At 68.4% G+C, this 18,703-nt stretch carries 21 protein-coding genes; 10 read left to right on the top strand and 11 right to left on the bottom strand.

What is annotated here, in order from left to right; translation table 11 throughout:
* Positions 1-62: 62 nt before the first annotated feature.
* Complete coding sequence (locus MKL09_RS02585) at positions 63-908, top strand: FkbM family methyltransferase (RefSeq protein ID WP_244017674.1); 846 nt, start codon at positions 63-65, stop codon at positions 906-908.
* Here the strand turns inward: MKL09_RS02585 and sfsA are convergent.
* On the bottom strand, positions 895-1,608 hold the full coding sequence (gene sfsA, locus MKL09_RS02580; RefSeq protein WP_244017672.1) for a DNA/RNA nuclease SfsA: 714 nt from the start codon (positions 1,606-1,608) through the stop codon (positions 895-897). The two genes, MKL09_RS02585 and sfsA, sit on opposite strands and share 14 nt — an antisense overlap.
* 161 nt (positions 1,609-1,769) lie before the next feature.
* Here sfsA and MKL09_RS02575 point away from each other — a divergent pair, with 161 nt between their 5' ends.
* Both MKL09_RS02575 and MKL09_RS02570 read left to right on the top strand, forming a co-directional pair.
* Entirely contained in the window at positions 1,770-2,510 is a 741-nt protein-coding gene (locus MKL09_RS02575; protein WP_244017670.1) for a competence/damage-inducible protein A, read from the top strand.
* A gap of 26 nt (positions 2,511-2,536) precedes the next feature.
* On the top strand, positions 2,537-3,406 hold the full coding sequence (locus tag MKL09_RS02570; RefSeq protein WP_244017668.1) for a formate/nitrite transporter family protein: 870 nt from the start codon (positions 2,537-2,539) through the stop codon (positions 3,404-3,406).
* A gap of 9 nt (positions 3,407-3,415) precedes the next feature.
* On the opposite strand, the gene MKL09_RS02565 is transcribed toward MKL09_RS02570, so the two are convergent.
* Entirely contained in the window at positions 3,416-4,696 is a 1,281-nt protein-coding gene (locus MKL09_RS02565; protein ID WP_244017666.1) for an NAD(P)/FAD-dependent oxidoreductase, read from the bottom strand.
* Positions 4,697-4,781: 85 nt separating this feature from the next.
* Complete coding sequence (locus MKL09_RS02560; RefSeq protein WP_244017664.1) at positions 4,782-5,183, bottom strand: tautomerase family protein; 402 nt, start codon at positions 5,181-5,183, stop codon at positions 4,782-4,784.
* 106 nt (positions 5,184-5,289) lie between these two features.
* Between MKL09_RS02560 and MKL09_RS02555 the strand changes: the two genes are divergently transcribed.
* Complete coding sequence (locus MKL09_RS02555) at positions 5,290-6,165, top strand: LysR substrate-binding domain-containing protein (protein ID WP_244017662.1); 876 nt, start codon at positions 5,290-5,292, stop codon at positions 6,163-6,165.
* 242 nt (positions 6,166-6,407) lie between these two features.
* On the opposite strand, the gene MKL09_RS02550 is transcribed toward MKL09_RS02555, so the two are convergent.
* The 7 genes from MKL09_RS02550 to MKL09_RS02520 all read right to left on the bottom strand — a co-directional run bounded on the left by MKL09_RS02550 (position 6,408) and on the right by MKL09_RS02520 (position 10,594).
* Complete coding sequence (locus MKL09_RS02550) at positions 6,408-6,893, bottom strand: ATP F0F1 synthase subunit B (RefSeq protein ID WP_244017878.1); 486 nt, start codon at positions 6,891-6,893, stop codon at positions 6,408-6,410.
* A 16-nt stretch (positions 6,894-6,909) separates the two neighbouring features.
* Positions 6,910-7,488, bottom strand: a complete 579-nt coding sequence (locus MKL09_RS02545) for a F0F1 ATP synthase subunit B' (RefSeq protein WP_244017659.1) — start codon at positions 7,486-7,488, stop codon at positions 6,910-6,912.
* Positions 7,489-7,637: 149 nt separating this feature from the next.
* Positions 7,638-7,865, bottom strand: coding sequence for a F0F1 ATP synthase subunit C (locus MKL09_RS02540; protein WP_007566773.1), 228 nt, complete (start codon positions 7,863-7,865; stop codon positions 7,638-7,640).
* Between the two features lie 107 nt (positions 7,866-7,972).
* Positions 7,973-8,728 carry a F0F1 ATP synthase subunit A gene (locus MKL09_RS02535; protein WP_244017657.1) on the bottom strand — a complete coding sequence of 252 codons (756 nt, stop codon included), beginning with the start codon at positions 8,726-8,728 and terminating at the stop codon, positions 7,973-7,975.
* A 73-nt stretch (positions 8,729-8,801) separates the two neighbouring features.
* The gene (locus MKL09_RS02530; RefSeq protein WP_244017655.1) at positions 8,802-9,176 is read right to left on the bottom strand and encodes an AtpZ/AtpI family protein; all 375 of its coding nucleotides are present in this window, start codon (positions 9,174-9,176) and stop codon (positions 8,802-8,804) included.
* Between the two features lie 190 nt (positions 9,177-9,366).
* Positions 9,367-10,011 carry a DsbA family protein gene (locus MKL09_RS02525; RefSeq protein ID WP_244017653.1) on the bottom strand — a complete coding sequence of 215 codons (645 nt, stop codon included), beginning with the start codon at positions 10,009-10,011 and terminating at the stop codon, positions 9,367-9,369.
* A gap of 100 nt (positions 10,012-10,111) precedes the next feature.
* A complete protein-coding gene (locus MKL09_RS02520) occupies positions 10,112-10,594 on the bottom strand; it encodes a DUF721 domain-containing protein (protein WP_244017651.1) in 483 nt (160 codons plus the stop codon).
* A 129-nt stretch (positions 10,595-10,723) separates the two neighbouring features.
* Here MKL09_RS02520 and mutY point away from each other — a divergent pair, with 129 nt between their 5' ends.
* On the top strand, positions 10,724-12,064 hold the full coding sequence (gene mutY / locus MKL09_RS02515; RefSeq protein WP_244017649.1) for an A/G-specific adenine glycosylase: 1,341 nt from the start codon (positions 10,724-10,726) through the stop codon (positions 12,062-12,064).
* 140 nt (positions 12,065-12,204) lie between these two features.
* Here the strand turns inward: mutY and MKL09_RS02510 are convergent, their stop codons facing one another.
* Positions 12,205-13,395 carry a site-specific DNA-methyltransferase gene (locus MKL09_RS02510; RefSeq protein WP_279605646.1) on the bottom strand — a complete coding sequence of 397 codons (1,191 nt, stop codon included), beginning with the start codon at positions 13,393-13,395 and terminating at the stop codon, positions 12,205-12,207.
* Positions 13,396-13,968: 573 nt separating this feature from the next.
* On the opposite strand from MKL09_RS02510, the gene MKL09_RS02505 reads away from it, so the two are divergent.
* The 5 genes from MKL09_RS02505 to MKL09_RS02485 all read left to right on the top strand — a co-directional run bounded on the left by MKL09_RS02505 (position 13,969) and on the right by MKL09_RS02485 (position 18,519).
* On the top strand, positions 13,969-14,319 hold the full coding sequence (locus MKL09_RS02505; RefSeq protein WP_409565870.1) for a septal ring lytic transglycosylase RlpA family protein: 351 nt from the start codon (positions 13,969-13,971) through the stop codon (positions 14,317-14,319).
* 119 nt (positions 14,320-14,438) lie between these two features.
* Positions 14,439-14,753, top strand: a complete 315-nt coding sequence (locus MKL09_RS02500) for a polyhydroxyalkanoic acid system family protein (protein WP_243971335.1) — start codon at positions 14,439-14,441, stop codon at positions 14,751-14,753.
* Between the two features lie 80 nt (positions 14,754-14,833).
* Positions 14,834-15,073, top strand: coding sequence for a hypothetical protein (locus MKL09_RS02495; protein ID WP_244017645.1), 240 nt, complete (start codon positions 14,834-14,836; stop codon positions 15,071-15,073).
* A gap of 52 nt (positions 15,074-15,125) precedes the next feature.
* Positions 15,126-16,925: an ATP-binding cassette domain-containing protein gene (locus MKL09_RS02490; RefSeq protein WP_244017643.1), complete on the top strand. Its 1,800-nt coding sequence runs from the start codon at positions 15,126-15,128 to the stop codon at positions 16,923-16,925.
* 103 nt (positions 16,926-17,028) lie between these two features.
* Positions 17,029-18,519, top strand: a complete 1,491-nt coding sequence (locus MKL09_RS02485; RefSeq protein WP_244017641.1) for a carboxypeptidase M32 — start codon at positions 17,029-17,031, stop codon at positions 18,517-18,519.
* Positions 18,520-18,703 lie beyond the last annotated feature (184 nt).

The raw sequence follows: 18,703 nt of genomic DNA, 5'->3' as shown, positions 1-18,703 counted from the left end.
CGGGGGCAACGCGGATCCGTCCGCTTGCGGGGGAGGGCGCCGGCTGGCACACCGCCCCGGTTATGACCGATACCAAGCCCTACGGCACCTACGAACCGGCCGGCCTCGTGGCGGCGATCACCCGCCGGACCAGTCGGATCCCGGCCGAATCCTGGTACGGCCGGCGTCTGGCGCTGTTCCTGCGCCGGATCGCGATCTCGCGGCTGGGCGGCAAGCCCCTCGACGTGACCCGCTACGGCGCACGGATGCGGCTGCACCCCTACAACAACAACTGCGAGAAGAAGGTGCTGTTCACGCCGCAATTCTTCGACCCGCAGGAGCGGGCTATGCTGCAGGAGCGCCTGCCGCAGGATTGCGTGTTCCTCGATATCGGCGCGAATATCGGCGCCTACGCCCTGTGCGTGGCGGCATTCTCGGGACCGGGCGCCCGGATCGTGGCGGTCGAGCCGCAGCCCGATGTGTTCGGTCGCCTGACCTACAACATCGCCCAGAACCCGTTCCACACCGTCAAGGCCGTGGCCTGCGCGGTGGCCGACAAGGCCGGCGAGCTGACCCTGTTCATCGACCCCCGCAACCGCGGCGAATCGAGCCTGCGGATCGTCGGCACCAATGAGGGTGCCCGAATCACCGTGGCAGCGGTGACGCTCCTCGACCTGCTGCGGGCCGAGGGCCTGACCCGCGTCGACGCGATCAAGCTCGACGTGGAGGGCGCCGAAGACCTGATCCTGGAGCCGTTCCTGCGCGAGGCGCCGGACTCGCTGCTCCCGCGCATCCTGCTGATCGAGAACGGCACTGGCCAGTGGCAGATCGACCTGCCGAAGCACCTCGAAAAATTCGGCTATCGCGAGATTTCGCGCTCGCGGCTGAATATGATGTTCGAGCGTCGGGAACCGATCAGGGCGGCGTGACCACCGGGATCTCATGCGTTAGCGCGACGCCGGCGGGGCTCACCGTGCAGCGATAGGCCCGCACCGCGACGCCCGCCGCGCGCGCCTCCCGGAACGCCCGGTCGAAGGCCGGGTCGATGTCCCGGGCGACGTCGAACGCCTCCGCGTGCATCTGCACCACGATGATCACCAGCGCCCGGCCGCCCTCGGCGACCACCTGGGCAAGATCGCGCATGTGCCGGGCGCTGCGGGCAGCGACGCAATCCGGGAACTCCGCGAGCCCGGCCTGGCGCATCAGATGGCAGTTCTTGACCTCGACATGGCAGGGCCCGGTGGCCGCGCCGCTCGCCAGGAAATCGACGCGGCTGGCCTGCGCGTAGCGGACCTCCGGCTTGAACAGGTCGTGGCCGGCGAGGTCCGCGATCAGGCCGGCGCGAAACGCCTCGGCCACCAGGGCGTTCGGGCGCATCGTGTTGATGCCGACCCATTGCGGGCCGCCCGGCAGGTCGGCCTCGACCAGTTCCCAGGTCAGCGGCAGCTTGCGCGCCGGATTGCTCGAGCGGGAGAGCAGGACGGGCCGGCCCGGCAGGTTGAGGCCCAGCATCGCGCCGGGGTTGGGGCAGTGCACGGTGACGAGGCCGTCGTCCGTCTCGATATCGGCCAGGAAACGCTTGTAGCGCTGCACCAGCCGTCCGGGCGTCAGCGGCGCGGCGAAGAGCATCGATATCTCCGGGTTCGTGTGGTCCGGGCCGGCGGCCGCGCTATCTGCTGAGCACCGGCCGCCGAAGGTGTCACCGCTGTCGCGGCGAGACCGATGGGCGCAGGATACGATCGGCCGGATCGCGATCCGCGCTTTAGCATGCCCTCCGACCGCAGAGTCCCATGGACCAGCTTTCCGATCCGATCACGGCCGCGATTCTCGTCATCGGCGACGAGATCCTGTCGGGACGTACCAAGGACAAGAACATCGGCACCATCGCCGATTTCCTCACCGCCGCCGGAATCGACCTGCGCGAGGTGCGGGTCGTGCCGGACGAGGCGGCGATGATCGTGGAGGCGGTGAACGCCCTGCGGGCGCGCTACACCTACCTGTTCACCACCGGCGGGATCGGCCCGACCCACGACGACATCACCGCCGATTGCGTGGCCGAGGCTTTTGGGGTCGGCATCGACATCGACGAGCGCGCGCGGGCCATGCTGCTGGAACGCCACAAGCCTGAGGATCTGAACGCAGCGCGCCTGCGCATGGCGCGGATCCCCTTCGGCGCTGACCTCATCGCCAACGCGGTCTCGAAGGCCCCGGGGTTCCGCATCGGCAACGTCCACGTCATGGCCGGGGTGCCGAGCGTCATGCAGGCTATGCTCGACGCGATCGCGCCGACCCTGAAGGGTGGCGCCGCGATGATCTCCGAGACCATCGAGGCGTCGGCTCTGCCCGAAGGTCAGTACGCCGGTGAACTCGGCGAGATCGCCAAGGCACGGCCTTCCGTGTCGATCGGCTCCTACCCGGCGATGACGCCGGAGGGGTTTCGCAACCGGATCGTCGTGCGCAGCCGGGATGCGCAGGCGCTGGCGGAAGCGCGCGACGCCGTCGCGGCTCTGGTGGCGCGGCTCTCGGCCTGAAGGCATCCGGTCGGGGAGCGGAGCGGATGATTCGGGATCGGAACGACCGGGCCGACAAGGAGGCGCGGCGCGACGCGCTGCTGAAGGAGGTCTCCGAGGTCGGCCGGCCCGATGCCTACGTGCTGCACGAGGTCATCCGGCTCGGCGGCGACGAGGAATTGCGCCGCCACGGCTTCGCACTGTTCATCTCCGCCTTCGCGGCGGGCCTGAGCATCGCCCTGTCGCTGATCGTGCCGGGGGTGCTGAAGAGCCACCTGCCCGAGGCCGACTGGGTGAAGGTCGTCACCACGATGGGCTATTCGGTCGGCTTCCTGGTGGTGGTCCTGGGCCGTCAACAGCTGTTCACCGAGAACACCATCACGCCGATCCTGCCGCTGCTGCACGACCGCTCGATGAAGACCGCGTTCCGCGTGGTGCGGCTCTGGCTGATCGTCCTCTTCGGCAACATCCTGGGGACGCTCGCCATCGCCACGGTGCTGGCTCATGCCGGCGCCTTCGAGCCGCCGGTGCTCAAGGCTTTCGCCGCGATCAGCCACGACGCCGTCGGGCACGGGTTCTGGTCCACCTTCGTGAAGGCGGTGTTCGCCGGCTGGATGATCGCCCTGATGGTCTGGTTCCTGCCCGCCACCGGCGGCGCCGCGCCCTTCGTGATCATGCTGATGACCTGGCTGGTCTCGCTCTGCGGGCTGGCTCACATCGTCGCCGGCTCGGTGGAGGCCTTCTACCTGCTGATCACCGGCGCGGCCTCGCTGGAGGATTACGCGCTGCGCTTCTTCCTGCCGACGCTGCTCGGCAACACGATCGGGGGCGTCACCCTGGTGGCGGTCCTGAATTACGGCCAGGTCGCCCCGCAGGTCGAGGAAACCAAGGAGGTCGAGGGCGAGCGCACCGACTGACCTCAAGCTCTAATCCAGCCGCACCGGCGGGCTGATCAGATGGTCGAGGTCATCGAGGATCCAGGTGATCGTCCCGCGCAGGGGGCCGTACAGGCCGATCTGGTGCTGGCGGTACAGCAGGTCGTGGGTAAGCCGTGCCGAGAGGCCGTTCAGCCGGCCGCCCCCGAACGTGTAGCGCCCGAGGGTGCCCCAGCCGTTGAAATCGGCCAGCGAGACGATGGCGCCCTTCTCGACATACTGGAACGGCGGCAGCTCCGTCGCGACCGTATCCCCCCGGGCGAGTGCCCGCCCGAGATGGGATGAAAGGTGCTGCGCCTGCTGCCGCGCCGCCTGGGCGGTGGCAGGGACCGGCTTGCCGGTCTTGGGATCGGCCTGGCTGGCGCAATCCCCGAGCGCGACGATCGCCGGGTCCCGGGTCGTGCGCAGATCGGGACCGACCACGAGTTGGCCGGTGCGCGAGCGCTCCAGCCCCTCGATCGCGCCGAGCACGTCCGGCGCCTTCACGCCAGCGGCCCAGACCTTGAGCCCGGCCGGGATGCGGCTGCCGTCCTTCAGGGTGAAGCCTGACGCATCTGCGCCCGTGACCATGGCGCCGGTCCGAACCTCCACGGCGAGATCCGACAGGGTGCGGGCGGCCGCCCGGGAGACCCGCTCCGGGAAAGCCGGCAGCAGCCGCGGCCCGCTCTCGATCAGGGTGAGACGCAGCCGCTGCGGAAGGTCCGGGGAGCCGTATTCCGAGGCCAGGTTGATCGCGTGCTTCAGCTCCGCGGCCAGCTCGACGCCGGTGGCGCCGCCACCGACGATGGCGATCTCGAGCATCTCGGGGCTGTCGAGCCGGGCCAGGAGATGGCGCCGCAAGTGCCGGTGGAACGACTCGGCCTCGGTGAGGTCATCGATGGTCAGGCAATGTTCGGTGACCCCCGGGGTGCCGAAATCGTTGGCCCGGCTGCCGATGGCGAGGATCAGGAGATCGTAGGCGAGATCGGCTTCCGGCCGCCCCTGCGCCGCCTCGACCGCGAGCCGAACCCGCCGGGCCGGGCGGTCGACCTCGACCAGGGTGCCCGGCTGGAACCGGAAACCGTTCCGGCGCGCCTGCGCGAAGAAATCGACCTTCTGCCGGTCGGGCTGGGCCGTGCCGGCGGCAAACGTGTGCAGCATCGGCTTCCAGACATGGGACAGGCTGCGATCGGCCAGCACAACCTCGGCCTTGCCGCCCCGGCCGAGGCTGGTCGCCACCTCGATCCCCGCGACCCCGCCGCCGATGATCACGATCCGCGCTTTGTCCGCCATGCCGTCTCCAGGAATTTTCGCTCCCGGTGAACGCCGTGCGGGCGCCGATGTTCGTGCATTGACTCACGCGGCGCTCGCCGCCCGCTCACTCGGACTCGGCGCGATGGAGCCGATGTTCCTGGGTGATACCGCCATAGCCATAAGCCGCCGCTCGACTATCGATGATGTGGATGTTCGAATGCGGGTGCAGGTTGCCGAGGATGCTCGAAAGAAGGTCGAAAGCGGCGCGATGGAAATCGGCCTTTTCGGTCTTGGTGTTCGTTTCGTCCGTGACTTTCACCTCAAGACGGAACGCTTTCCTGCCGAGTTCGGACAACGATCGGCCTGCGATGAACCATTGGTCATCTGGCTGATACTGAACGATCATTGCCGTGCGATTCACCTCTTTCTTCAAGACACGACAGGTCAGAGCAGAGATTTCCTCGGCAAGGCGGCGGGTCAGATGTTGATCGGGCTGCCCCGATACGGTCAGCGTGATACCGGGCATCTCGGCTCCTACCGGTTACGTTACGGCCGAAGCCAGCATGCCGCGCTCCTTGTGACGACAAAAGCAGGAAGATACGATGTCATCCATCGGTTTACCGGATGGATGAATGGCCCAGCTGTTCGATCTTGATCGCCTTAAGACTCTGGTGACGATCGCGGAGACGGGCAGCCTGTCATCGGCCGCTCCGCGCCTGTGCCGCTCGCAATCGGCGATCAGCGAACAGATCCGCAAGCTCGAAGAGATGTGTGGCCGCCCGCTGCTCGTGCGCGGCAAGACCGGCGCGAGCCTGACGCCGGCGGGCAAGCGCCTCGTCGCCCATGCACGCGAGTTGCTCGCCCTGAGTGACGTCGCCTACAGAGATATGCAGGGCGCTCGATTGGCCGGCGACTTACGTCTAGCGATTACGGATTATTTCCGGCCGCAAGCCTTGCCGGTCATCCTCCGGCGCTTGCGCGAGCGGTTTCCTCGGCTGCGCATGCATGTCTCGATCCGGAAGAGCGCCCGGATTGAAGAAGAGGCCGCGGCAGGATCGTTCGATATCGGGCTTTCCATGACCCTGCTGACTGGGGATCGATCCAGCACTCACGCCAGCGAAGATTACATCCGATTGCGCCGCGAGCCCCTGCTCTGGGTTGCCGATCGATCCTTCCGAGCGCCCGAGCCGGATATCCTTCCGCTCGTCGTCCTGCCCGATACCTGTTCGCTGCAACGCTTCATCGTCAAGACGCTCGACGCCCATGCCGTCCCGTATGCGATCGGGCATTCGGCCTCCGGGATCGGCGGATTGCATCTGGCGCTCGCGGCGGGCCTGGGCATCGCCTGCCTCAACGCGTCCGCTGTGCCCGAGGGCGCCGTTCCGCTGACTGGGAACCCGCGGCTGCCGCCTCTGCCGGAGGTCGAGTTCTGCCTGGTCCCATCGCGCCCCGACGCGCCATCCGTCATCTTGGAAGCCAGAGCTATGCTGGCCGAACACTTGGCCTGACGGGCATCTTGCGGGGAGTGCCGATCTCAATCACGCGCGTCGCGCCGTCTCGTCCCGGGTCCCGGGTCGCATTCCGGTTACGCGGCATGCGCCCAGGACAGGAACGGCGCGAGACTCCCATCGCTCTGCTTCGTCAGTCTCCATTGAGACCGCGGGCGGGCCCGGCGGATAACCGACAGGTCGCTCAAACGAAAAAACCGCCCGAAGGCGGCTTCTCGCAGGTTGAGTGGCGTTCGAAACAATCAGGCTCGCAGGCGGGTCCGGACCTCGCCGAGGCTGGCGCGGATCAGGCCTTGTGCGGCGTCGCCCTGCATCCGCTCGCGCAGGATGGTCTCGGAAACCTTGACGGCAGCGTCCGCAGCGGTCGCCCGGACTTGAGCTTCGGCTTGGGCTTCGGCCTGCGAAATCTTCAGCTCGGTCGCCTTGGTGCGGCGCGCCAGGAAGTCGTCGAGCTTGCGATGACCCTCTTCGGCGGCGCGCTTGGCTTCCTCGCGGGCGCCGGCAATGATCGCCTCGGCTTCCTTCTCGGCCTCGGCGCGGCGGCGCTTGTAGTCGGCCAGCACGGTCGCAGCTTCCTCGCGCAGGCGCTTGGCCTCGTCGAGTTCGTGACGGACGCGGTTGGCGCGACCGTCGAGGCCCTTGGTCATCGCCGAGAAGGCGCCGGCCTTCCAGGCGATGCCCAAGAAGATGACGAACGCGACGGCGACCCAGAATTCGGCTTCGAGCAGCATCGTGGGTTCCCGTCTAGTGTGCGGTGGCGTCGAGGGCGCGGTCCAGGGTCGCCGGATCGGGCGCCTGTCCCGTCAGGCGCTCCACGATCGCCGTCGCGGCCTCGCCGGCGATGCTGCGGACATTGCCCATCGCAGCCTCGGTCCGGGTCCGGATCGTCGCCTCGGCGGTGGAGAGCTTGGCGTTCAGATCCGCCTCGAGCGCCTTGCGCTTGGTCTCGGCCTCGCCAGCCAATTCGTTCCGGGTGGTCTGGGCGATGTCGCGGGCCTTGCCCTGGGCATCGCGCAGCGCGGTCTCGTAGGCGATGCCGGCGGCGTCCGCCTCGGCCTTCATGGCCTGAGCCTGATCGAGGTCGGCGCGCAGGCGCTCGGCGCGGGCATGCAGGATCGCCTGGATCCGCGGCAGCGCGACCTTGTCCATCAGGTAGTAGAGGAGACCGAAGGCCAGCGCGAGCCAGATCAGCTGCGACAGGAACCCGGAGGTCTCGAAGGGCGGGAAGGCGCCGCTATGCGCTTCCGTGTGCTCGACATGGCCGGGCACGACCTGCGTGTCGGCGCCCGGGGGCGGCGTGGTGAGGGGATTCGGCTGAGCCATGAGACCGCTACACTGACACCGTTCGCTTGGGTCGCCGCCGACGCGGTGACGGAAGAAGGCGGACGCCCCGTTCGCGAAGCGTCCACCTGGTGGTCGGGCGGTGAGAGCCCGGTGGAGGCCGCGTCATCCGCGGCCCCCGAGCGCGTCGATCAGACGGCGAACAGCAGCAGCAGCGCGATGAGCAGCGAGAAGATGCCCAGCGCCTCGGTCAGGGCGAAGCCCAGGAGCAGCGTGGCGCGCTGGCCGTCGGCCGCGGAGGGATTGCGAAGGGCGCCGGCAAGGAACTGACCGAACAGGTTGCCGAGGCCGATGCCCGCACCCGCCATGCCAAGGCAGGCGAGGCCGGCGCCGATGTACTTCGCAGCGACGGGATCCATGATAACTCCTGAGGTCTCTTCAGATCGAAACGTGCGGTGACGTTCGCGGCGGGTGGAGCCGGCCAAGTGCGGAGGCCGGGGTGAAGCTGAGCGGCCGGGGCGTGCGCCTAGTGGCCGGGATGAAGCGCGTCGTTGAGGTAGATCGCCGTCAGCGTCGCGAAGACGTAGGCCTGAAGCGCCGCAACGAGGAACTCGAGGGCGGTCAGCGCGATCGTCAGGAACAGCGGAAGCGGCGATAGCACGCTCCAGGCCCCCGCGAGAAGAAGCTGGACCACGAAGAACGCGAAGATCTTCATCGCGATGTGGCCGGCGAGCACGTTGGCGAACAGACGGACAGAGAGGCTGATCGGTCGCGAGACGAACGAGATGATCTCGATCGGCACGAGGATCGCCAGGAGCGGCTTCGGCACGCCCGACGGCACGAACAGCCCGAAGAAGTGGGTACCGTGCTTCATGACGCCGTAGATCACCACCACCGAGATCACCAGGGCGGCGAGGCCGAAGGTGATGATCAGGTGGCTGGTCACCGCGAAGGCGTAGGGGATCATGCCGAACAGGTTCAGGATCAGCACGAACATGAACAGCGAGAACACCAGCGGCATGAACCGCTTGCCGCCGTCGCCGGTGGCCTGGTGAAGCGTATCCGCGATGAATTCGTAGAAGATCTCGGCCATAGACTGCATCCGCCCCGGCACCACCGAGCGCGAGGCCGTCGCCACCACGGTGATCAGCGCGATCACCCCGACGGCGGCAAACATGTACAGAGCGGATTGTGTGAAGGCGAGTTGCTGATGGCCGATATGGCCCAGCGATACGAGCGGCTTCAGCTCGAACTGCTCGATCGGGTCGATCGTGACCGCCATTCTCGCTTCCGCCCCTCTTGATCCGGCGCGCCGATGAACTCGGCCGCCTCAAACCTCTATCGAACGGCGTGCCTTATGGCTCTTGCCGATCGCCTCGTCCGGGACGCGCGCCGGCAAAACCTGACACCCGCATCACGTTGTAGATCCCCACCACGAACCCCAGCATCAGAAGGACGATCAGGCCCCAGGGTTTCGTCCCGAAGACATGATCGACGATCCAGCCGAGTATGCCCCCCGCGATCACGCCCGCGACGAACTCCGTGGAGATCGTCATGGCTTGGCCAAGCGAGGAGGGCCCGGTACCCCGAGGCCGCGAAGAAGGATCGGGAGCGGCTTGCGGACGCTTCCGTTCGATCTGCGTCTCGAGATGTCTGAGCCTCGCGGAGAGTTCGCTGTCCGTCGGCGTTCCTTCGGTCCCGTTCCCATCCCTGGAATCGTCGCCGCTCACGGCTGAAACTCACAGGGCGGGAGGATCTGAAACCGGCTGGACGCCCCCATCAAGCGGGCGCACCATAGTTTCGCCTATCTTGAGTGTCAAGGCGACGCCGATACATATTAAACCTTTGACGGATATGATGTTTTGGGTTCTTGGCGCGGCCCGGGGGCGTGGTGCTTCGCGCATCGCCCCGCACCGCCGATCAAGCGCCCAGGATCGGCTTGATCACCTTCTCCATGCCGTCGATCGTCATCTCGCCGGTGTAGCGCTCGCCGTTGATGAAGAAGGTCGGCGTCGAATCCACCTTCAGGACGTCCAGCCCGCGCTGCTTCACGGAATTGACCGCGCCGTAGACCTTCTGGTCCTTCAGGCAGGCCTCGAAGGTGTCCTTGGTGTAGCCGGCCTGCCGGAGCATCTGCTCCAGGGCGTCGACCGGCTTCTGGGTGAAGGCCCAGGCCGGCTGCTGGTCGAACAGCAGGTCGGTGATCGGGTAATATTTGGCGTCGCCCTGGCAGCGCGCCAGCATGAAGGCCGCCGTCGCCAGCGGGTCGAGGGGGAATTCGCGCAGGGTGAAGCGCACCTTGCCGGTATCGATGTAGCGCTCCTTGAGCACCGGCCAGGTGGTACGGTGGAACGCGGCGCAGTGCGAGCAGGTCATCGAGGCGTATTCGATGATCGTACACTTGGCGTCGGCCGGGCCGAGCCAGACATCGCCGAGCGGGCCGGGCTGCATCAGCGCCGCCAGGTCGGCGTTCTGCGCCCAGGCCGAGCGGGCGAGGTAGGGCAGGGCAAGGCCGGCGCCGAGCGCGAGGCCGGTGAACTTGAGAGCGTCGCGTCGCGTGGTCATGGGCAGGCTCCGCCGGATTTATTCGGTCTTGGCGTCGCGGTTCGGTACGCGGCTGTGACTGTCCTGGCAAGGTGACGGAATCGCCGCCGGATCTTGCGGCTCAGCGCTCCGGCCGGGTCGCCACGGCCGCGATACCGAGGCGATCCAGGGCGGCGCGCAGGCCGTCATCGTCGATCGCCGCCACCGCGCGCTTCACCTCGACGGCCCGGGACGGATCGATTCCGGTGCGCGGCGCCGGCCGACCGCCGCGGCCGACCCGATCCTGCTGCAGCACGATCCGGGAGACGCAGGCCCAACCGTAATGTGCGTTGATGCGCTGGATCACCACCGGCGCGAGATGCTGGAGCTCGATGGCGAAGACGCCCTCGACCCGGACCACCAGCGTCCCGGATTCGGGTGAGTCACCATCCTTGCGGCGGCGCTTCGGCCATTCGAGCTTCGACGGACGGCAGTAGCGTGCCAGCCGCTCGCCCACGATTTCCGGCCAGGCGGCCAGGATATCGGTCGACGCGAAGCCCTGCGCCGCGAAGGCCGGCCCGATGCAGCTCTCGATCAGCTCGGCCAGCGGTTTGACGCGCGCCATGGGGGTTCGGGCCTCGCCATCCCTAATGAGTCGCGCGAGGTTAGCGCAGCTTCGTTGACGAAGGGAGCACGAGCCTGGGGTTTCTCGGCCCTATGATCGTTCGGCCCCGCCTTGTATGCAGCCTGGCCCATGCCGCCCTGCCCAGCCACGGATTCCGGGTCCGGTCCCGGACCCCACGCCGACGACCTGCTCGCCTGGTACGACCGGCACCGCCGGGTCCTGCCGTGGCGTGCGCTCGCCGGTGAGGTGCCCGATCCCTACCGGGTCTGGCTCTCGGAGGTGATGCTGCAGCAGACGACGATCGCGGCGGTGCGGCCGTATTTCGAGCGGTTCCTCACGCGCTTCCCCAATATCGACGCCCTGGCCGCCGCTCCCGAGGAGGCGGTGATGTCGGCCTGGGCCGGGCTCGGCTACTATTCCCGGGCGCGCAACCTGCACGCCTGCGCCAAGGCCGTCGCGGCCGCGGGCCGCTTTCCCGACACGGCCGAGGGCCTGCGCAAGCTCCCGGGGATCGGGGCCTACACGGCCGGGGCGATCGCCGCGATCGCGTTCGAGCGGGCGGAGGCCGCGGTCGATGGCAACGTCGAGCGGGTGCTGAGCCGGGTCTACGCCGTGGAAGCGCCACTGCCCGGCAGCCGCCCGGAGATCCGCCGGCTGACGCAAAGCTTGGTGCCGCACGACCGGCCAGGCGACTTCGCGCAGGCGCTCATGGATCTCGGCGCGACGATCTGCACGCCCAAGCGCCCCGCCTGCGCGCTCTGCCCGTGGATGCTGCCCTGCCAAGCCCGGGCGCTCGGCACGCAGGACACGTTCCCGCGCAAGATCAAGCTGGCCAAGGGGGCGCTCCGGCGAGGCGCGGCCTTCGTGGCGATCCGCAGCGGCGACGAGGCGGTGCTGCTGCGGACGCGCGCGCCCGAAGGGCTGCTCGGCAACATGGCCGAGCCGCCCGGCAGCGCCTGGGAGCCGGATTACGATGTCGCCGCGGCCCTGCTGGACGCCCCCCTCGACGCCCGCTGGAAGCGCCTGCCGGGCCTCGTCCGCCACGGCTTCACGCATTTCCCGCTGGAGCTGACGGTGTTCTCGGCCCGGGTCGCGCTCTCGACCCCGACGCCCCCAGGTATGCGCTTCACCCCGCGCGCGGCGCTGGACGACGAGCCGCTGCCCGGCCTGATGCGCAAGGTGCTGGCCCACGCCTTCGATCCGAAGCCGGAGCCCGAGAAGAAGCCGCGCGGCCGCCCGAAGAAGGAGCCGCCGCCGATGCCGCTGCTCGCGGCCATGGAGGCGCCGATCACGATGGAGGATCCGGAGCCGCGGCCGAGCGTGCGCGCGGTGCCCAAGCCTCGGCCGAAACCGGCGCCGGAGCCGCCGCCGGACACGGACGATTTTTTGGATGGCGAGCCCGAGGCACCCCCGGCCCCGGTGCGCGCCCGGTCGACGCCGCGCCGGCCTGGCGCTGCGCGGCGGCGTTAATCTCAAAAGAAACCGGGTTCCCAAAAGGGCGAGCCCTTTGGTGGGGATTGGGGCGAAGCCCCAAGCTGTTCGCAGGGCTCCGCTCTGCACCCGCCAAAGGGCTGAGCCCTTTGGGATCCCGTGACCGAGAGGGGACCAGCTCAGCCGTTCGCCATCGCCTGGCGCAGCCCGGCCCGGTAGCTGTCGATCACCACCGGCTTGCCGGAGCGCTCGACGTGCCAGAAGGTCCAGCCGTTGCAGGCCGGGAGCCCCTGGACCAGGGCGCCGATCTTGTGGATCGAGCCGATGACCAGGCCATTGTCGAGCTGTCCGTCCGGACGCACCGTGGCGCGGAAGCGGCGGCGCTCGTCGGTGACGATCTCGCCCGGGCGGATATGCCCGGCCTCGATCACCGAGAGGAACGGCACCCGCGGCTCGGCGCGCTTGGTCGGCGCCACCATGAGGGCAGCTTTCGACAGCGGCTGCACGGCGGCGATCCGCTCCATCGCGGCCTTCGCGTAGGTCGCCTCGCGCTCGATGCCGATGAACCGGCGTCCGAGGCGCTTGGCGACGGCGCCGGTGGTGCCGGTGCCGAAGAACGGATCGAGCACCACGTCGCCGGGATTGGTCGCCGCCATCAAAGTGCGGGCGAGGAGCGCCTCGGGCTTCTGGGTCGGATGGACCTTATGGCCCTCCGCATCCTTCAGCCGCTCTTCGCCGGTGCAGAGCGGGATGAACCAGTCCGAGCGCATCTGAAGGTCCTCGTTGCCCCCCTTCATCGCGTCGTAATGGAAGGTGTAGCCCTTCGAGTCCGCCGAGCGCGAGGCCCAGATCAGGGTCTCGTGGGCGTTGGTGAAGCGCTTGCCGCGGAAGTTCGGCATCGGGTTGGCCTTGCGCCAGACGATGTCGTTGAGGATCCAGTAACCGAGATCCTGCAACGCGCTCCCGACCCGGAAGATGTTGTGGTAAGACCCGATCACCCAGAGGGTCGCGTTCGGCTTCATCACCCGACGGCAGGCGGCGAGCCATTCGCGGGTGAAGGTGTCGTAGGCCTCGAAGGTCGCGAACTTGTCCCAGTCGTCGTCGACCGCGTCGACACGGCTCTGGTCCGGACGCAGCAAGCCGGCGTCGCCGAGCTGCAGGTTGTAGGGCGGGTCGGCGAAGACGCAGTCGACGCTGGACGCCGGCAGCGCGTTCATGGCCGCGATGCAATCCCCGACCAGCACTTGGTCGAGGGGGAGGGGACGCTGGACGGGTACGAGACCCATCCGTGGCGCCGACGCGGGCCGCCCGGCACGCGAGACCTGTTTCCGGGCGACGGCGTCGGCAACCACGGTACGCGGGGAAGCCATGGCAAACACCGGTTACGCGACTGACCGGCAGACCATGCGTCGGACACGGTAAAGGTCGCGTTGTCGAAATTGCCCGGCTCGCGTCCCGTTCTGGGGCTGCAGTTTTTGCCTAGCGCCGGCCCGACCAATCCTTCTTCAGATGTAGCGCGTTCCGGACGCCGCGTTTACGTGCACGGTGTCATAAAGTGAGACCGGTCTTCTCGCCGTCACTGGGTCTTGTAGCGATCAATCCTGCTGATCTGCACAGAACGTCAAGTTTCGGCGGAAGTCGGTGCTCGCCTCCACCTGAGCGGGATGCAGGGTCACACCCAGCGCAGACCTTAGGCTTAAATGCTGATCTGAGGAATGGCAGCAGGTTCGGCAAGAAGACTTGCCGTTCGCTTGGCACGACTGTCGCCGATACAAATCGTGTCGAGGTCGGAAATAAATCGAAACCAAACGCCAAGTCATCGGCATGACCAGGCACAAACCGGCCAAAATGTGACCTGAACTCGCCTGAAAAGCCCGCCTTATTCCGGCCCGTTTCTGAAACGACTGGCGCCGCCCCGGAAACAACAAGGGAATGCGGGAAGAATGACATCTGGTTTCGGTAAGTTCGTGGCCTCCGTTGGAATGCTGTCTGCCATCGTCGGAACGACCCTCCCGGCTGCTGCCCAGAGCGGCGCGGCCTCCTGGTACGGGAGCGGCCATCGCACCGCGAACGGCGAGCGTTTCAACCCCAACGGACTGACCGCTGCCCATCGCAGCCTGCCGTTCGGAACCCGCGTCCGCGTCGAGAACCGCCGGACCGGCCGCTCGGTGGTGGTGCGGATCAATGACCGCGGCCCGTTCGTGCGCGGCCGGATCATCGATCTCTCGCGGGGCTCGGCCCGTGCCCTCGGCATGGGCGGCACGAGCTACGTCTCGCTTCAGGTCCTGAACTGAGCATCCGGGACTGACGGCTTCCTGGCCGAACGAGTCCTGAAGCCGTCCGGCCTCCCGACGTTGTCTGCAGCATCGGGAGGCCCCATGTGCTGCGAAAGCAGCCCGGATCCAGCCGACCCATGCCCAAACCCCTGATCGTCGACATCCCGCACGACCTCGGCCGCGACGAGGCCAAGCGGCGCCTCGAGCACGGCACCGATCAAGCGCGGGCGTTCCTGGCCAAGAGCGGCGTCACGGTCGACCAGCTCGCCTGGACCGGCGACCGCCTCGATTTCGGCGTCTCGGCCATGACCCAGAAGATCGGCGGCACGATCGATGTCGGCGCCGAGAGCGTCCGCCTGGAGGTGAAGCTGCCGTTCCTGCTCGCCCTGTTCGCTGAAAAGATCCAGAAGGTGGCGAGCAAGGAAGGCAATCTCCTGCTCACCAAGAAGTAGCGCTCCGGAACCCCGGCCGCGGGCTGTCGTTGCTGCCCGAACGGTGCGGGACAGCACCGCGGGCCTTCTGGAGGATAACCGTGCCGGACTTCACCCTCGCCGATCCGGGCCAAGTGCCGGAAATCCCGCCGCAACAGCCCACTCCGGCGCCGGATACGCCGTACGATCCGCCCCAGGCGCCGACGCAGCCGCCTGGCCCGGAGATCCCTGGCAACACTCCGGCCGAGGCGCCGGGCATCCAGCCGCCGGAGATCCCGGTGAACGATCCCGGCCCGCCGGAGATCAGCCCGCCGACCGGGCCGGCCAACCCGATCGCCTGAACGACGGGGAGCGCCGTTTGAACCGGACGCCCGGCACTGCCATAAGCCCGGCATGGCCGCTCCCCCCCTTCTGACTCTCCAGGACGTCGCGCTCACCTTCGGCGGCACGCCGCTGATCAACCGCGCCGACCTGACCATCTCCCCCGGCGAGCGCACCTGCCTCGTCGGGCGGAACGGCTCGGGCAAGTCGACCCTGATGAAGATCGCCGCCGGCCTGGTCGAGCCGGACAAGGGCCGGCTGTTCGTCCAGCCCGGCACCACGATCCGCTACCTGGCGCAGGAGCCGGATTTCTCGGGGTTCTCCAACACCCTGGATTTCGTCGAGGCTGGTTTGCCGCCGGGCGAATCCGCTCATCGTGCGCGGTACCTGCTGGAAAGCCTCGGCATGACCGGGGCCGAGGATCCGAAAAAGCTCTCGGGCGGCGAGGGGCGGCGCGCCGCGCTCGCCCAGGCGCTCGCCCCCGAGCCCGACGTGCTGCTGCTCGACGAGCCGACCAACCATCTCGACCTGCCGGCGATCGAGTGGCTCGAAGCGGAGCTGCGCGGAACCCGCGCCGCGATGGTCCTGATCAGCCACGACCGGCGGTTTCTCTCCGCGCTATCCCGCGCCACGATCTGGCTGGACCGCGGAGAGACGCGAAGGATCGAGCAGGGTTTTTCCAACTTCGAAGCTTGGCGCGACGCATTCTTCGAGGAGGAGGAGCGCGACCAGCACAAGCTCGACCGCAAGATCGTCGCCGAGGAGCACTGGCTGCGCTACGGCGTCACCGCGCGCCGCAAGCGAAACGTCCGCCGCCTCGGCAACCTGCACGAGCTGCGCCAGAATCGCCGCGACGTCCGGCGCCCGGTGGGCAGCGTCAGCATGCAGGCGTCAGAAGCCGAATCCTCCGGCAGCCTCGTTGTGGAAGCCCGCGACATCGCCAAATCCTACGGCGAGCGGACCATCGTGGACGGTCTGTCCCTGCGGGTGATGCGCGGCGACCGGCTCGGCATAGTGGGAGCCAACGGCGCCGGCAAGTCGACGCTGATCAACCTGCTGATGGGCCGGCTCGCCCCCGATTCGGGGCAGATCGTGCTCGGCTCCAACCTGATGCCGGTGGTGCTCGACCAGGCCCGGGCGACCCTGGAGCCCGGGATGACCGTCACCGAGGTGCTCACCGGCGGCCGGGGCGACAGCGTCACGGTGAACGGCCAGAGCCGCCACGTCATCGGCTACCTGAAGGACTTCCTGTTCAGCCCCGAGCAGGCCCGGACCCCGGTCTCGGTGCTGTCCGGCGGCGAGCGCAACCGCCTGTTGATCGCCCGCGCGCTGGCACAACCGGCCAACCTGCTGGTTCTCGACGAGCCGACCAACGACCTCGACCTCGAGACCCTCGACCTGCTCCAGGAGATGCTCGGCGATTACCAGGGCACGCTCATCCTGGTGAGCCACGACCGCGACTTCCTCGACCGGGTCGCCAGCAGCGTGCTGGTCTCGGAGGGGGCCGGCCGCTGGGTCGAATATGCCGGCGGCTACAGCGACATGCTGGTCCAGCGCGGCCAGGGGGTCGAGGCGCGCACGGTCGCGCCCACGAAGAAGGAACCGCGCGAGCGCACGGCCCCGGCCGCCCAGCCTGCCGGAAAGCCGAAGCTCGGCTTCAAGGACCAGCACGAGTTGAAGACGCTCCCGGCCCGCATGGAGAAGCTCGAAGCGGCGATCGCCCAGCTCAAGACGATCCTCGACGATGCGGACCTCTACGCCCGCGACCCGGCCCGGTTCGACAAGGCCACCGCCATGCTGGCCCAGGCCGAGACCGAGCTGTCCCAGGCCGAGGACCGCTGGCTGGAACTGGAGATGCTGCAGGCCGGGTGATGCCGGCCCTTGACAGGGACTAGGAAAACTGTCTTATACGGCCTCGGCGGGCGCGATCCCGCGGGGCCGCAACGATCAGGAACCGAACGGAACGGATGATCGCATGACCGCCTATCAGACCCTCGAACAGCGCTTCTCCCGCCTGGCGGCCCTGGAAGGCGCGGCCGGGATCCTCGGCTGGGATGCGCAGACGCTGATGCCCGACGGGGCCGCGGAGGCGCGGGGCGACCAGTTGGCGATCCTGCGCGGTCTGGCCCACGAGATCCTGACGGCCCCCGAGACGCATGACGAGCTCGCCGCCGCCGAGCGGCAGGGCGGCCTCGATTCCTGGACGGCCGCCAACCTGCGGGAGATGCGGCGCGCCCAGGCCCATGCCGGCGCGGTGCCCCGGGACCTCGTGGAGGCGAGCTCGCGGGCCGTGTCCCGGTCCGAGATGGTTTGGCGCGAGGCGCGGCGGGACTCCGATTTCGCCCGGCTGGCGCCGTATCTCGCCGAGGTGCTGCGGCTGCAACGGGAGATCGGGCAGGCCAAGGGCGCGGCGCTCGGGCTCGACCCCTACGACGCCCTGCTCGACAGCTACGATCCCGGCATGCGCCGGGCGGTGATCGATCCGCTATTCGCTGACCTGACGAGCTGGCTGCCGGACCTGATCGCCCGCGCCCGGGCGATCCAGGATGCGCGCCCGGCGCCGCTGCCCCTGGAGGGGCCGTTCGACACGGGCACGCAGCGCGCGCTCGGCCTCAAGCTGATGACCGCCCTCGGCTTCGATTTCGCCCGCGGCCGCCTCGATATCAGCTTGCACCCGTTCTGCGGGGGCGCCACCGACGACGTGCGCATCACCACCCGCTACGACGAGGCCGATTTCGGCCGCGCCCTGATGGGCGTGCTGCACGAGACCGGCCACGCCCTCTACGAGCAGGGCCGCCCCGCCGCCTGGCGCCACCAGCCGGTCGGCGCCGCCCGGGGCATGAGCCTGCACGAGAGCCAGTCGCTCATCGTCGAGATGCAGGCCTGCCGCAGCCGGGCGTTCTTCACCTATCTGGCCCCACTGCTGCGCGAGGCGTTCGGCCGGTCCGGGCCGGAATGGTCGCCGGAGAACCTGCACGCCCTGAACACCCGGGTCCGGCCAGGCTTCATCCGGGTCGATGCCGACGAGGCGACCTACCCGGCCCATATCCTGCTGCGCTACCGGCTGGAGACCGCGATGATCGCGGGCGACCTCGCGGTGGCCGACTTGCCCGGCGCCTTCAACGACGGGTTGCGTGACCTCCTCGGCCTCACCGTGCCGGAGGACCGCCTCGGCTGCCTGCAGGACATCCACTGGCCGAGCGGCGCCTTCGGCTATTTCCCGACCTACACGCTCGGCGCCCTCGCCGCGGCCCAGCTGTTCCGGGCGGCCCGGGCGGCAGAGCCGGCCTTGCCGGGCTGCCTCGCCGAGGGCGATTTCGCACCGCTGCGCACGTGGCTGCGCGCCAACGTCCACGAGGTCGGCAGCCTGCTTGGAACGGATGATTTGTTGGTCCAGGCCACGGGAGCGCCCCTCGGGACGGCGGCGTTCCGAGCGCATCTGGAGGGGCGGTATCTGGGGGCTTAGCGCACGGTGCCGCGCCTTCGTTGAGATCTGTCAGGCAAACCGGGTCGGCCCGTATTTGTCCCCGATAACCATAGTGCTAACATCCAGCTCACGAAGCATGGGGATCGGCCATGGCGATCATTGGCAGACATAAACCCGGTCAATTCGGTCTGTTTCTTGTGGTCAAAGACGTTGCGGCCGCAGC

This window comes from Methylobacterium sp. J-048, from assembly GCF_022829515.1.
Classification (GTDB): Bacteria; Pseudomonadota; Alphaproteobacteria; order Rhizobiales; family Beijerinckiaceae; genus Methylobacterium.
Note: the sequence above shows the minus strand (reverse complement) of the source record. Positions and strands in the feature narration are given on the sequence as shown.